The sequence below is a fragment of the Streptomyces sp. NBC_01803 genome (assembly GCF_035917415.1).
GTDB lineage: Bacteria > Actinomycetota > Actinomycetes > Streptomycetales > Streptomycetaceae > Streptomyces.
Genome location: NZ_CP109073.1, coordinates 2,237,092 through 2,251,080, shown reverse-complemented (window position 1 = coordinate 2,251,080; position 13,989 = coordinate 2,237,092). Strand labels below are relative to the sequence as shown.

The 13,989-nt window shown below is 71.5% G+C and carries 9 protein-coding genes; 7 read left to right on the top strand and 2 right to left on the bottom strand.

The features are described 5' to 3' along the window. The first annotated feature begins 43 nt into the window (after positions 1-43). From OIE51_RS09680 to OIE51_RS09670, 3 genes are all read left to right on the top strand, one after another. Positions 44-733 (top strand): ComF family protein, encoded by a 690-nt coding sequence (locus tag OIE51_RS09680; protein WP_326596961.1) that lies wholly within the window; start codon positions 44-46, stop codon positions 731-733. Between the two features lie 305 nt (positions 734-1,038). Next, complete coding sequence (gene hpf, locus OIE51_RS09675) at positions 1,039-1,725, top strand: ribosome hibernation-promoting factor, HPF/YfiA family (protein ID WP_326596959.1); 687 nt, start codon at positions 1,039-1,041, stop codon at positions 1,723-1,725. A gap of 118 nt (positions 1,726-1,843) precedes the next feature. After that, complete coding sequence (locus OIE51_RS09670; RefSeq protein ID WP_442811894.1) at positions 1,844-2,596, top strand: response regulator; 753 nt, start codon at positions 1,844-1,846, stop codon at positions 2,594-2,596. Here the strand turns inward: OIE51_RS09670 and OIE51_RS09665 are convergent. Beyond that, positions 2,593-3,795, bottom strand: a complete 1,203-nt coding sequence (locus tag OIE51_RS09665) for a winged helix-turn-helix domain-containing protein (protein WP_326596957.1) — start codon at positions 3,793-3,795, stop codon at positions 2,593-2,595. The two genes, OIE51_RS09670 and OIE51_RS09665, sit on opposite strands and share 4 nt — an antisense overlap. Positions 3,796-3,929: 134 nt before the next feature. Here OIE51_RS09665 and secA point away from each other — a divergent pair, with 134 nt between their 5' ends. Then, positions 3,930-6,767 (top strand): preprotein translocase subunit SecA, encoded by a 2,838-nt coding sequence (gene secA, locus OIE51_RS09660; RefSeq protein ID WP_326596956.1) that lies wholly within the window; start codon positions 3,930-3,932, stop codon positions 6,765-6,767. A gap of 81 nt (positions 6,768-6,848) precedes the next feature. Here the strand turns inward: secA and OIE51_RS09655 are convergent, their stop codons facing one another. Next, positions 6,849-7,265 carry an Rv3235 family protein gene (locus tag OIE51_RS09655; RefSeq protein ID WP_326596954.1) on the bottom strand — a complete coding sequence of 139 codons (417 nt, stop codon included), beginning with the start codon at positions 7,263-7,265 and terminating at the stop codon, positions 6,849-6,851. Between the two features lie 208 nt (positions 7,266-7,473). Here OIE51_RS09655 and OIE51_RS09650 point away from each other — a divergent pair, with 208 nt between their 5' ends. From OIE51_RS09650 to OIE51_RS09640, 3 genes are all read left to right on the top strand, one after another. After that, positions 7,474-7,977 carry a DUF6912 family protein gene (locus OIE51_RS09650; protein WP_326596952.1) on the top strand — a complete coding sequence of 168 codons (504 nt, stop codon included), beginning with the start codon at positions 7,474-7,476 and terminating at the stop codon, positions 7,975-7,977. Positions 7,978-8,027: 50 nt separating this feature from the next. Further along, on the top strand, positions 8,028-8,726 hold the full coding sequence (locus OIE51_RS09645) for an HAD family hydrolase (RefSeq protein WP_326596950.1): 699 nt from the start codon (positions 8,028-8,030) through the stop codon (positions 8,724-8,726). Between the two features lie 287 nt (positions 8,727-9,013). Continuing rightward, positions 9,014-13,987, top strand: coding sequence for an NAD-glutamate dehydrogenase (locus tag OIE51_RS09640; RefSeq protein WP_326596948.1), 4,974 nt, complete (start codon positions 9,014-9,016; stop codon positions 13,985-13,987). The last annotated feature ends 2 nt before the right edge of the window (positions 13,988-13,989 follow it).

Here is a 13,989-nt window from a genome sequence, read left to right as displayed (position 1 = left end):
CGTGGGTTGGCGCTATGGCTTCCGGTCCGTCACGGTGGGTGTCATGCGGGGATGGTGGCGGGAGCTCGGCTCCCTCGTGCTTCCGGCGGAGTGCGCCGGCTGCGGCGGGGCGCGCGCCGTGCTGTGCGCGTCGTGCCGGGGGCTGTTGAGCGCCGGCCCGGCCCGGCGGGTGCGGCCGGTGCCCGAGCCCGAGGGACTGCCGCCCGTCTACGCGGCCGTGGCGTACGTCGACGAGGCGCGCGCCGTGCTGCTGGCCCACAAGGAGCGCGGGGTGCTGTCGCTGGCCGGGCCGCTGGGCCGCGCGCTGGCCCTCGCCGTGCGGGCCGCGGGGGCCGCCGGGGCGGCGGAGGGCCGGGTGCTCAGCCTCGTGCCGGTGCCGTCGGCACGTTCGGCGGTGGCCGGGCGCGGGCACGATCCGGTGCGAAGAATCGCGCTGGCGGCGGCCGGGTGGCTCCGGCGGGACGGGCTCGCGGTGCGGGTGCGGCCCGCGCTGCGGCAACGCCGCCGCGTCGCCGACCAGTCGGGGCTGACGGCCGGGCAGCGGGTGGCGAACCTGACGGGAGCGCTGGTCGTACGGCCGGGGGCGCTGATCGCGGGTGACTCCGTGGTGCTCGTGGACGACCTGCTGACCACCGGCGCCTCGCTCGCCGAGGCGGCGCGGGCGGTGCGTTCCTCGGGCGGCCTGCCGGTCGGCGCGGCCGTCGTGGCGGGTCCTCCTACCGGGTGGATCTGACGGCCCCCGATCTACGGACCGGTAAGGGTGCCGGACGGCCCGCGCCGGGGGTAGGTTCGGTAGCAGGCAGCCTGTGTGCCGCGCCGGTACAAGTGGATATCGACGAACGAGCCCTGAACAGGGTTCGACCTCGAAGTGCTCCCGTCGGAAATCGATGGGGTGTTGATCTTCCTCTTGGGGGAGAAGGAGGTGAAGTCGTACCCGATGTAACGCCGGAAGGGTGCCGCGTACACCGGCACTTCCGGTTCCAGTGCACGACGGGCGCGCCGCCGGACAGGCGGGGTCGCCCGGGAACGGAGTTCTGCGTGGACATCGTCGTCAAGGGCCGTAAGACCGAGGTGCCGGAGCGATTCCGGCGGCATGTGGCCGAGAAGCTGAAGCTTGACAAGATCCAGAGGATCGACGGCAAGGTGATCCGCCTGGACGTGGAGTTGTCCAAGGAGCACAACCCTCGCCAGGCAGACCGTTCCGACCGGGTGGAGATCACGCTGCGGCACCGGGGTCCGGTGGTGCGGGCGGAGGCTGCCGCGGCCGACGCCTACGCCGCCCTGGACCTCGCGGTGGAGAAGCTGGAATCCCGGTTGCGCAGGCAGCACGACAAGCGTCGCTGCCGTCGGGGCCGCGACCGGATCCCGGCCAGTGAGGTCGCGGCGGTGGTGCCCGACGCGGCGTCGATCAACGGCCGCGGGGCGGCCCCGGTGGTCGAGGACGACGCGCCGCCCGTGCGGCGGCTGGGCTCGATCGTGGTGGAGGGCGACGGCCCGCTGGTGGTCCGGGAGAAGACCCACAAGGCGGCGCCGATGACGCTGGAGCAGGCGCTCTACGAGATGGAGTTGGTCGGGCACGACTTCTATCTCTTCGTCGACTCCGACACGAAGCAGCCCAGCGTCGTCTACCGGCGGCACGCTTACGACTACGGGGTGATCCACGTGGAGACCGATCCGCTCGCCGAGGTCGCTCCCGAGGAGGCCGGCGGCGTGCTCGGCGGCTGAACCGCGCACCCCCGACAGGCACCCCGGGCCGGATCACGGATCTGGCCAGGGGTGTCGCCATGGAATCATGGGGTTGCCGATTGTGGCAGGCGCGTACCGACCGGCAGGGGGAACGACGATGGTGGACACTTTCGGACCCACGATGTCCCGGGGCCAGCGCGGCGAGGCCCGCGTGATCCCCTCCGGCCCGTCCCGGGAGCAGCGGGAGCCGATCCGGGTGCTCGTGGTCGACGACCACGAGTTGTTCCGGCGGGGGCTGGAGATCGTGCTCGCCCACGAGGAGGACATCCAGGTCGTCGGCGAGGCCGGGGACGGCGCCGAGGCCGTGGAGAAGGCCGCCGACCTGCTGCCCGACATCGTGCTGATGGACGTGCGGATGCCGCGCCGCGGCGGGATCGAGGCGTGCACGTCCATCAAGGAAGTGGCTCCCAGCGCGCGGATCATCATGCTGACGATCAGCGACGAGGAGGCCGACCTCTACGACGCCATCAAGGCGGGCGCCACCGGCTATCTGCTGAAGGAGATCTCCACGGACGAGGTCACCGCGGCGATCCGGGCCGTGGCCGACGGCCAGTCACAGATCAGCCCGTCGATGGCCGCCAAGCTCCTCACCGAGTTCAAGTCGCTGATCCAGCGCACCGACGAGCGCCGCCTCGTCCCGGCCCCCAGGCTCACCGACCGGGAGCTGGAGGTGCTCAAGCTGGTCGCCACCGGCCGGAACAACCGGGACATCGCCAAGGAGCTCTTCATCAGCGAGAACACGGTGAAGAACCACGTGCGCAACATCCTGGAGAAGCTCCAGCTGCACTCCCGGATGGAAGCCGTGGTCTACGCGATGCGCGAGAAGATCCTGGATCTGGAGACGGGCTAGCCGACGCGCGCGACCGCCTCCGACAGCGGGCGGTGCAGCTCGGGCGGGCTCGTCCGCTCCACGCGCACGCCCCCGCACCCCACCCACCGCGCGGCCTCGGCCAGGGCCTCCGCCATCGCCGGTATCGCCCTCGCCGCCCGCGCCGCCGGGCCCTCGAACGCCGCGTGCCGGGCGACCAGCGTGCCGCCCTCGCGGGCCGGGTCCACCCGGCCCAGCAGCTTCCCGCCAGACAGCAGCGGCATCGAGAAATACCCGTATATCCGCTGGGGCTTGGGCACATACGCCTCCAGCCGGTGCGTGAATCCGAAGATCCGCTCGGTGCGCGGCCGGTCCCAGACCAGGGAGTCGAACGGTGAGAGCAGCGTCGTGCGGTGCCGCCCGCGCGGCGGCGAGGCCAGGGCGGCCGGGTCGGCCCACGCGCGGTGCCGCGCGGTCCGGCCGTCCGCCGCTCCCCAGCCCGCCACCTCGACCTCGACCAGGCCGGTGTCCCGCACCACCCGCTCCACCCACGCGCCCGTCAGCCGGTGGTAGTCGGCGAGATCGGCCTGCGTGGCGACACCCATCGCCGCGCCCGCCTGGGCGACGAGGCGGCGCACGCACTCGTCGTCGTCCAGGTCGTCGTGGAACAGCTTCTCCGGGACCGCGCGCGCGGCCAGGTCGTACACCCGCTTCCAGCCGCGCCGCTCGACGCACACCACCTCGCCCAGCGCCAGCGCCCGCTCGACCGCGACCTTCGCGTCGCTCCAGTCCCACCACGGGCCGCCGTTCTTCGAACCGCCCAGCTCCGTCGCCGTCAACGGTCCCTCGGCGCGCAGCCGGGCGATCACCGACTCATACGCCCCGGGGGCCAGCCGGTGGCCCCACACCCCCCGCGCCTCGTACGAGCGGCGGCGGAAGGCGAACAGCGGCCACTCCTCAATGGGCAGCACGCAGGCGGCATGCGACCAGTACTCAAAGGAGTGGCCGCCCGACCAGAACGCCTCCTCCACCGCCGGTCTGCCCACCGCGCCCAGCCGCGCGTACGGCAGCAGCTCGTGGGAGCGGGCGAGCACCGAGATCGTGTCGAGCTGCACCGCGCCCAGGCGCCGCAGCACGCCGCGCACGCCGGCCGCCCGGTCGGGCGCGCCCAGCAGCCCCTGGGCGCGCAGCGCGATGCGTCGGGCCTCGTCGGAGGAGAGTTCGAGAACGACGGCAGTCATGCGAGCGATCGTAGATCCGAGCACTGACACTCGTCCCGGCGCTCGCATACCATGGCCGATGCGGCGGGGCCATCTCGCTGTGCCCGCGCAATCGATACCCGCGCCAGGCCCGACCGGCAAGGAGACCAGCCCTCGTGTCCGTCTTCGACAAGATCATGCGTGCAGGCGAAGGCAAGATCCTGCGCAGGCTGCAGCGCGTCGCCAAGCAGGTGAACTCCATCGAAGAGGACTTCGTGGACCTGTCCGACGCCGAGCTGCGGGCACTCACCGACGAGTACCGGGAGCGCCTCGCCGACGGCGAGACCCTGGACGACCTGCTGCCGGAGGCGTTCGCCACCGTCCGCGAGGCGGCCAAGCGCGTGCTGGGCCAGCGTCATTACGACGGGCAGATCATGGGCGGCGCGGCGCTGCACATGGGCTATGTCGCGGAGATGAAGACCGGTGAGGGCAAGACCCTGGCCGGCACCCTGCCCGCGTATCTCAACGCGCTGTCGGGCCAGGGCGTGCACCTGATCACCACCAACGACTACCTGGCCCAGCGCGACTCGGAGTGGATGGGCCGCATCCACCGTTTCCTGGGGCTCTCGGTCGGCTGCATCTCCTCGGGGATGCCGCCGTCCAAGCGCCGTCAGCAGTACGCGTGCGACATCACCTACGGCACGAACAACGAGTTCGGCTTCGACTACCTGCGCGACAACATGGCCTGGTCCAAAGAGGAGCTGGTGCAGCGCGGGCACAACTTCGCGATCGTCGACGAGGTCGACTCCATCCTCATCGACGAGGCGCGCACCCCGCTGATCATCTCCGGCCCCGCCGACCAGGCCACCAAGTGGTACGCCGACTTCGCCAAGCTCGTGCAGCGCCTGGAGCCGGGTGACCCCGCCGTGCCCACCCGGGGGGAGCCGGAGACCGGCGACTACGACGTGGACGAGAAGAAGCGCACCGTCGCGATCCACGACGCGGGCGTCACCAAGGTCGAGGACTGGCTCGGCATCGACAACCTGTACGAGTCGGTGAACACCCCGCTGGTCGGCTATCTGAACAACGCGATCAAGGCCAAGGAGCTGTACAAGCGCGACAAGGACTACGTCGTCATCGACGGCGAGGTCGTGATCGTCGATGAGCACACCGGGCGCATCCTGGCCGGCCGCCGCTACAACGAGGGCATGCACCAGGCGATCGAGGCGAAGGAAGGGGTGAAGATCAAGGACGAGAACCAGACGCTCGCCAAGATCACCCTTCAGAATTATTTTCGCCTCTATGACCGCCTCGCCGGCATGACCGGTACGGCGATGACCGAGGCCGCCGAGTTCCACCAGATCTACAAGCTTGGCGTGGTCCCGATCCCGACGCACCGCCCGCTGGCCCGCGAGGACAAGTCCGACCTGATCTACCGCACCGAGGTCGCCAAGTTCGCGGCGGTCGTCGACGACATCGTCGAGCGGTACGAGAACGGCCAGCCGGTGCTGGTCGGCACCACCTCGGTGGAGAAGTCCGAGTATCTGTCCCAGCAGCTCAACAAGCGCGGGGTCCGGCACGAGGTGCTCAACGCGAAGAACCACGAGCGCGAGGCCGTGATCATCGCCAAGGCGGGCCGCAAGAACGCCGTCACGGTCGCGACCAACATGGCCGGCCGCGGCACCGACATCAAGCTCGGCGGGAACCCGGACGACATCGCCGAGGAGGAGCTGCGGAGCAAGGGCCTCGACCCGGTGGAGAACACGGAGGAGTGGTCGGCCGCCCTGCAGGACGCGCTGGCCCGCGCCGAGAAGGCGGTCAAGGCGGAGTTCGAGGAGGTCAAGGATCTCGGCGGGCTCTACGTGCTGGGCACCGAGCGGCACGAGTCGCGCCGCATCGACAACCAGCTCCGCGGCCGTTCCGGACGCCAGGGCGACCCGGGCGAGTCCCGTTTCTACCTCTCGCTCGGCGACGACCTGATGCGGCTGTTCAAAGCGCAGATGGTCGAGCGCGTGATGTCCATGGCCAACGTTCCCGACGACGTGCCGATCGAGAACAAGATGGTCACCCGGGCCATCGCGTCGGCCCAGGGCCAGGTGGAGCAGCAGAACTTCGAGATCCGCAAGAACGTCCTGAAGTACGACGAGGTCCTCAACCGGCAGCGCGAGGTCATCTACAGCGAGCGCGCCCGGGTGCTCGCGGGCGAGGACCTGCACGAGCAGGTGCAGTTCTTCATGGACGACACGATCGAGGCGTATGTGCGTGCCGAGACGGTCGAGGGCTTCGCCGAGGAATGGGACATGGACCGGCTGTGGGGCGCGTTCAAGCAGCTCTACCCGGTGCGGGTCACCGTCGAGGAGCTGGAGGAGGAGGCCGGTGGCCGGGAGGGGCTCACTCCCGAGTTCATCGCCGAGTCCGTCAAGGAGGACATCCACCGCCAGTACGCCAAGCGCGAGGAGGAGCTGGGCCCCGAGGTGATGCGGGAGCTGGAGCGGCGCGTCGTGCTGTCCGTGCTGGACCGCAAGTGGCGTGAGCACCTCTACGAGATGGATTACCTCCAGGACGGCATCGGGCTGCGCGCGATGGCGCAGCGCGACCCGGTGGTGGAGTACCAGCGCGAGGGCTTCGACATGTTCACCGCCATGATGGACGGCATCAAGGAGGAGTCCGTCGGCTATCTGTTCAACCTGGAGGTCCAGGTCGAGCGGCAGGTCGAGCAGGTGCCCGTGCAGGGCGGCGCCAAGCCGGCCGCGCCGGGCGAGCCGCAGGAGGCGGTCCCGGCCGGAGCGCCCCGGCCGGCGGCCCCGGCGATCAGGGCCAAGGGCCTGGAGACGCCCAAGCGCGCGGACCGGCTGCACTTCTCGGCGCCGACCGTGGACGGCGCGGGCGGCCAGGGCGGCGTGGTGGAGGGCGACTTCTCCTCCGACGGCGGCGACTCCGAGCAGTCGCAGGCCGGGATGACCCGCGCGGAGCGCCGGAAGGCCCAGAAGGGCGGCCGGCGCCGCAAGAAGTGACGCCCGGCGCGGTCCGAGGCGAAGCGCCGAAGGGGCCGGCTCCCGCTGGGGGGCCGGCCCCTTCGGCCTGCCGGGGGCCGGTCAGGGGACCGTGTCCAGCTCGATCGCCGCGCACTGCCAGCGGCCGTCGGGTCGGCGTTCCAGACGGAAGGCCAGGGCCCGGGTGCGGTCGCCGGTCGTGACGCGAGCGAACGCCTCAATGGCGTCCGCGCTCGGGCGGCAGGCCCCGACGCCGCGCAGCACGGGGGCCGCTCCGCCCGGTGGCGGGCGGAGCGGGGCGCGCGGGGCGAGGCGGCAGAGCTGGTCGTAGGCGGTGGCTCCGGCGTGGCCGAGCAGCAGCCGCACCGGGCGCTGGCCGCTGAGCACCAGCAGGAGCCGGTGGGCGAACCAGTCCTGCGGCCGGTGGGCGCGGCCCACCGGCACGGGCCGGGCCGGTCGGCGTGCATCGGTCCTGGGCGGCGGTGCGCCCGAACCCGGGCCGCGCTTGCTGATCCTCATGGCGTCGCCACCCCCGCGAAATGAAGCTACTGACTGGTAACTAGCGCGGAGTGTAGCGGGGTGATCACGCAGCGGCAAGTGCGTCCGGAGCGGGCGGGGCGCCGCGCGCCGCCCTGGTACAGTGAGCCCGCTCGCGGCCCGGGCCCGGCAGTGTGTTTCTCCCGCACCGCCCGACGCGAGGCGAGGTTCGTCGAGAAAGCGGCCGTTCATGCGCGTCTACCTTCCGCTCACCCTGCCCTGGCTCGCCGAGCTGCACCGGACCGGGCAGGCCGGACCGGCACCGCTGACCGCCTACGCCGTCACCCCGGCGCTGCGCGAGTGGTATCTCTCCGGCAGCCAGGAGGAGTTGGAGTACGCCGCGCTCAGCCGGGCCGCCCTGGCCTCGCTGCGGCTCCTCGCCGCCGATCCCGAGGCGCCCCGGCGCCGGGTCGTGGTGGCGGCCGACGTGCCCGACAAGAGCGCGGTCGCGGACCCGGACCGGGCGCTGGACGCCGAGGCGCTGGGGGAGGTGCGGCTGACCGAGGCGGTGCCGCTGGCCACGATGGCGGCGGTCCACGTGGACGCGGCCGACGCCGAGCCGGACGTCGCGGCGGCGGCCGGTGTCATCCACGCGGCGGACGAGGGCGACGACGACGCCCGGTTCACCGTGGACGGCGCGGCCGACCACGAGCTCCTGTGGTACGGCGTGCAGGAGATCGACGGCCTTGTCTGACGGGTACCACCACGGCCGCGCTGTCGGTGGTTGGTCGTAACGTTTACCCCATGGCTACACGGATCCCTCCCGCCGGCTCGGGGCATATCGTCTGGGACTGGAACGGCACGCTGCTCCACGACATCGACGTGGTGATCGAGGCGACCAACGCCTCGTTCGCCGAGGTGGGGATCCCGCCGATCACGCTGGAGCGGTACCGCGAGCTGTACTGCGTGCCGATCCCGCTGTTCTACGAGCGCCTGCTCGGCCGGCTGCCCACCGACGAGGAGTGGGCCGTCATGGACAGGGCCTTCCATCGGCACTACTACGCGCGCGCCGACACGGCCGGCCTCACCGAGGGGGCGGTGGCCCTGCTGGCCGACTGGGTGTCGGCCGGGCACACGCAGTCGGTCTGCTCCCTCGCGCATCACGACCGGCTGCTGTCGTGGGTGGCCCGGCTCGGGATCGACGGGCACTTCCTGCGCGTCGACGGGAACACCGGGGACAGCGTCGTCCGGGGCAAGGCCGAGCAGATGGCCCGCCATGTCGCCGCCCTCGCCGGGCTGGTCGAGGGCATGGACCCGGAGCGCGTGGTGATCATCGGCGACGCGACCGACGACGCGAAGGCGGCGGCCCACGCGGGGGCCAAGGCCGTGCTGTACACGGGCGGATCGCACAGCCGGCGTAGTCTGCTGAGCGCCGGGGTCCCCGTGGTGGACACGCTCGCGGAGGCGGTGCTGGTCGCGGAGGAGCTGGTGGGACCGGGGTGAGAGCCACGCCGCCGCGTGCTTCGGGTGCGCCGGGGGGCGGCGCCACTTTTCGCCCGATGGCGGGCTTCCGGGCGCGGGCGGGACGATAGCCTTACTTCCGTGATCAGTGCGATATCGGCTGGAGTTCCGGCCGGAGGCAGCGCCGCCTCCTCTCGGCACCCGGTGTTGATCCGGGCCAGGTCCGCCACTGGTCCGCATCGCCGGGAGCATCCCAGGTATGAGATCGAGCGCTGCCCGGTGACCGTTTCTCGACGTCACGCAACGGCGCGCGACAGGAGCCAGAGGACATGCACACCAAGCTGGACGAAGCCAAGGCTGAACTACTCGAACAGGCCGCCCGGGTAGCGGAGCACGGGGGTGCCGGGGGGCAGCGGCCCCCGCACGGTATGGACTCCGCCGCCCTCCGCGCGTACCTCCAGCGTTACTACCTCTTCATCGCCTCCGAGGATCTCACCGACCGCGATCCGGTCGACCTCTACGGTGCCGCCTCGGCGCATCTCCGGCTGGCCGCCAACCGGCCGCAGGGCACCGCCAACGTGCGCGTCCACACGCCCACCGTCGAGGAGATGGGCTGGGCCTGCAGCCACACCGTGGTCGAGGTCATCACCGACGACATGCCCTTCCTCGTCGACTCGGTGACCAACGAGCTGTCCCGCCAGGGCCGCGGCATCCACCTCGTCATCCACCCGCAGATCGTCGTCAGGCGCGACGTCGCGGGGCGGCTGCTGGAGGTGCTTGAGGCCGCCGACGCCGACGGGGAGCTGCCGGACGACGCGGTCATCGAGTCCTTCATCCACGTCGAGATCGACCGCGAGACCGACCACGCCGACCTCAGGGGAATCGAGACGGATCTGCGCCGGGTCCTCAACGACGTGCGCGAGTCCGTCGAGGACTGGCAGCGGATGCGTGGCACCGCGCTGCGGATCGCCGAGGACCTGGCCACCGAGCCGCTCGCGGCGGAGCTGCGCCCCGAGGACGTCGAGGAGGCCGGGGAGCTGCTGCGCTGGCTCGCCGCCGACCACTTCACCTTCCTGGGATACCGGGAGTACCGGCTCTCCCGCGAGGACAACGGCGGCGAGGGCGACGTGCTGCAGGCCGTGCCCGGCACCGGGCTCGGCATCCTGCGCGCCGACCCCGCGCACGACCCGGACGCCGAGCATCCGGCCGCCTCCGCCGCGTTCATCCGGCTCTCGCCGTCGGCCAGGGCCAAGGCCCGGGAGCCGCGGCTGCTGATCCTCACCAAGGCCAACAGCCGGTCCACCGTGCACCGCAGGTCCTACCTGGACTACGTCGGCGTCAAGGAGTTCGACGCGGACGGGAAGGTCGTCGGCGAGCGCCGCTTCCTCGGCCTGTTCTCCGCCGCCGCCTACACCGAGTCGGTGCGCCGTATCCCGGTCATCCGGCACAAGGTCGCGGAGGTGCTGGCGGGCGCCAAGTTCGCGCCCAACAGCCACAGCGGCCGGGACCTGCTCCAGATCATGGAGACCTATCCGCGCGACGAGCTGTTCCAGACCGACGTGGAGACGCTGGGCAGCATCGCCACCTCGGTGCTGCACCTCCAGGAGCGGCGCCGGCTGCGGCTGTTCCTGCGGCAGGAGGAGTACGGGCGGTACTACTCGGCGCTCGTCTACCTGCCGCGCGACCGGTACACCACCTCCGTCCGGCTGCGGCTGATCGACATCCTCACCGAGGAGCTGGACGGCACCAACGTCGACTTCACCGCGTGGAACACCGAATCGGTGCTGTCCCGGCTGCACTTCGTGATCCGTGTGGCGCCCGGCACCGAGCTGCCGGACCTGACCGAGGCGGATGTCGAGCGCATCGAGGCCAGGCTGGCGGAGGCGTCCCGGTCCTGGAGCGACGGGTTCGCGGACGCGCTGCTGGCCGAGTGCGGCGAGGAGCAGGCCGCCGAGCTGGGCCACCGTTTCCTGGATGCCTTCCCCGAGGGGTACAAGGCCGATTTCCCGCCGCGCGCCGCTGTCGCGGACGTGCAGTATGTGGCGGGCCTGCGGCCCGGGGACGGCGAGGACTTCGCGCTCAGCCTCTACGAGCCGGTCAACGCGGCGCCCGGCGAGCGGCGGTTCAAGATCTACCGGACGGGCGAGCCGGTCTCGCTCTCCGCCGTGCTGCCCGTCCTCCAGTGCCTCGGCGTGGAGGTCGTGGACGAGCGGCCGTACGAGCTGCGGCCCGCCACCGGGCCCACCGCGTGGATCTACGACTTCGGCCTGCGGGTCCCCGAGTCCCTGGCCGGGAGCCTGGTCGGGGACGTCCGTACACGGTTCCAGGAGGCGTTCTCCGCCGCTTGGACGGGCGCGGCGGAGAACGACGGGTTCAACGCCCTGGTGCTGGCCGCCGGGCTCACCTGGCGCGAGGCGATGGTGCTGCGCGCCTACGCCAAGTACCTGTGGCAGGCGGGCGCGCGCTTCACCCAGGAGACGATGGAGGCGACCCTCCGGAAGAACGCGCACACCGCGCGGCTGCTGGTCAACCTCTTCGAGGCCAGGCTCGCCCCGATGCGCCAGAGCGCCGGCCGGGAGATCATCGACGGCCTGCTGGAGGAGCTGGACGGTGCCCTGGAGCACGTCGCGAATCTGGACGAGGACCGGATTCTGCGCTCCTTCCTGACGGTGGTGAAGGCCACCCTGCGGACCAACTTCTTCCAGAACGCCGACGAGGGAAGCGGGGGAAGGGGCCAAGCCCGCGACGGCGACGGCGCGCCGCACGGCTATCTGTCGCTGAAGCTGGAGCCCAAGGCCATTCCCGAGCTGCCGCAGCCCCGCCCCGCGTTCGAGATCTGGGTGTACTCGCCGCGGGTCGAGGGCGTCCACCTGCGGTTCGGCAAGGTGGCTCGCGGCGGCCTGCGCTGGTCCGACCGGCGCGAGGACTTCCGCACCGAGATCCTGGGCCTGGTGAAGGCCCAGGAAGTGAAGAACACGGTGATCGTGCCGGTCGGCGCCAAGGGCGGCTTCGTCGGCAAGCGGCTGCCCGACCCGGCCGCCGACCGTGACGCCTGGCTGGCGGAGGGCATCGCCTGCTACAAGACGTTCATCTCCGGCCTGCTGGACATCACGGACAACCTGGTGGACGGCCGCGTCGTTCCCCCCCAGGACGTGGTGCGGCACGACGGCGACGACACGTATCTCGTGGTCGCCGCCGACAAGGGCACCGCCACCTTCTCCGACATCGCCAACGAGGTCGCCATCTCCTACGGCTTCTGGCTCGGCGACGCCTTCGCCTCCGGCGGCTCCGCCGGGTACGACCACAAGGGCATGGGCATCACCGCGCGCGGCGCCTGGGAGTCGGTCAAGCGGCACTTCCGCGAGCTGGGCCACGACACCCAGACGCGGGACTTCACGGTCGCCGGGATCGGCGACATGTCCGGCGACGTCTTCGGCAACGGGATGCTGCTGTCCGAGCACATCAAGCTGGTGGCCGCCTTCGACCACCGGCACATCTTCATCGACCCGGACCCGGACCCGGCCGTCTCCTTCGCCGAGCGGCGCCGCCTGTTCGAGCTGCCCCGGTCCTCCTGGGCGGACTACGACAAGGCCCTGATCTCCAGGGGCGGCGGCGTCTACCCGCGCGCGGCCAAGTCCATCGTCATCACCCCGCAGGCGCGGGCGGCGCTCGGCATCGACGGCGGCGGCTCGTCGCTGACCCCGGCCGAGCTGATGAAGGCGATCCTGAAGGCCCCGGTCGACCTGCTGTGGAATGGCGGCATCGGCACGTATGTGAAGTCGTCCGTCGAGTCGCACGCCGACGCCGGGGACAAGGCCAACGACGCGATCCGCGTCGACGGCCGTGACGTGCGCGCCAAGGTCGTCGGCGAGGGCGGCAACCTCGGCCTGACCCAGCGCGGTCGCGTCGAGTACGCGCTGGCGGGCGGCCACTGTGACACCGACGCCATCGACAACAGCGCGGGCGTCGACACCTCGGACCACGAGGTGAACATCAAGATCCTGCTCAACTCGGTGGTCGCCAACGGCGATCTCACCGTCAAGCAGCGCAACGCCCTGCTCGCCCGGATGACCGACGAGGTCGGCGCGCTCGTCCTGCGGAACAACTACGCGCAGAACGTCGCCCTGGCCAACGGCGCGACCACCGCGCCCGGTCTGGTGCTGGCCCACCAGCGCCTCATCCGCAAGCTCAGCGAGGACGGTCTGCTCGACCGCGAGCTGGAATTCCTGCCGTCCGACGACGAGTTCCGCGAGCGCCGCACCGCCGGCCGGGGCCTGACGCAGCCGGAGTCGGCGGTCCTGATGGCCTATGTGAAGCTGACGGTCACCGCCGAGCTGCTCGGCACCGGACTGCCCGACGATCCCTATGTCAGCCGTCTGCTCTTCGACTACTTCCCGACGGCCCTGCGGGAACGGTTCGCCGACCGGATCGAGAGCCACGCGCTGCGCCGGGAGATCATCACCACCCTGTTGGTCAACGACACCGTCAACACCGGCGGCTGCTCGTTTACCCACCGCATGCAGGAGGAGTCGGGCGCCTCGACCGAGGAGATCGTCCGGGCGCACACCGCGTCGCGCGCCATCTTCAACCTGGCCGAGATCTGGGACACCACCGAGCGGCTGGACAACGAGGTGGAGGCCAAGGTTCTCACCCGCGTCCGGCTGCACGCGCGGCGGCTGGTCGAGCGGGGCGCCCGCTGGCTGCTCAACAACCGCCCGCAGCCGCTGGAACTGGCCGACACGATCGAGCTGTTCGCGGACCGGGTCGGACAGGTGTGGCAGGAGCTGCCCAAGCTGCTGCGCGGCCTGGACCAGGAGTGGTACGGCAGGATGCTGGACGAGCTGACGGGCAACGGCGTCCCCGCCGAGGTCGCCCAGCAGGTCGCCGGTTTCTCGGCCGTCTTCCCGGCCCTGGACATCGTGGCCGTCGCCGACCGCACCGGGCACGACGTGCTGGAGGTGGCCGAGGTGTACTACCACCTCAGCGACCAGCTCGGCATCGCCCGCCTCAAGGACCGGATCAGCGAGCTGCCGCGCGCCGACCGCTGGCAGTCCATGGCGCGCACGGCGATCAGGGAGGACCTGTACGCGGCCCACCAGCTGATCACCGCCGATGTGCTGGCGGCGGGCGGCCCGGACGCCACGCCGGAGGAGCGGTTCGCGGCCTGGTCGCAGCGGAGCAGCGCGATCCTGGGCCGGGCCCGGGCGACGCTCGGGGAGATCCAGTCCTCCGAGAGCTTCGACCTGGCCAACCTGTCGGTGGCGATGCGGACGATGCGGACGCTGCTGCGCAGCAACCGCTGACG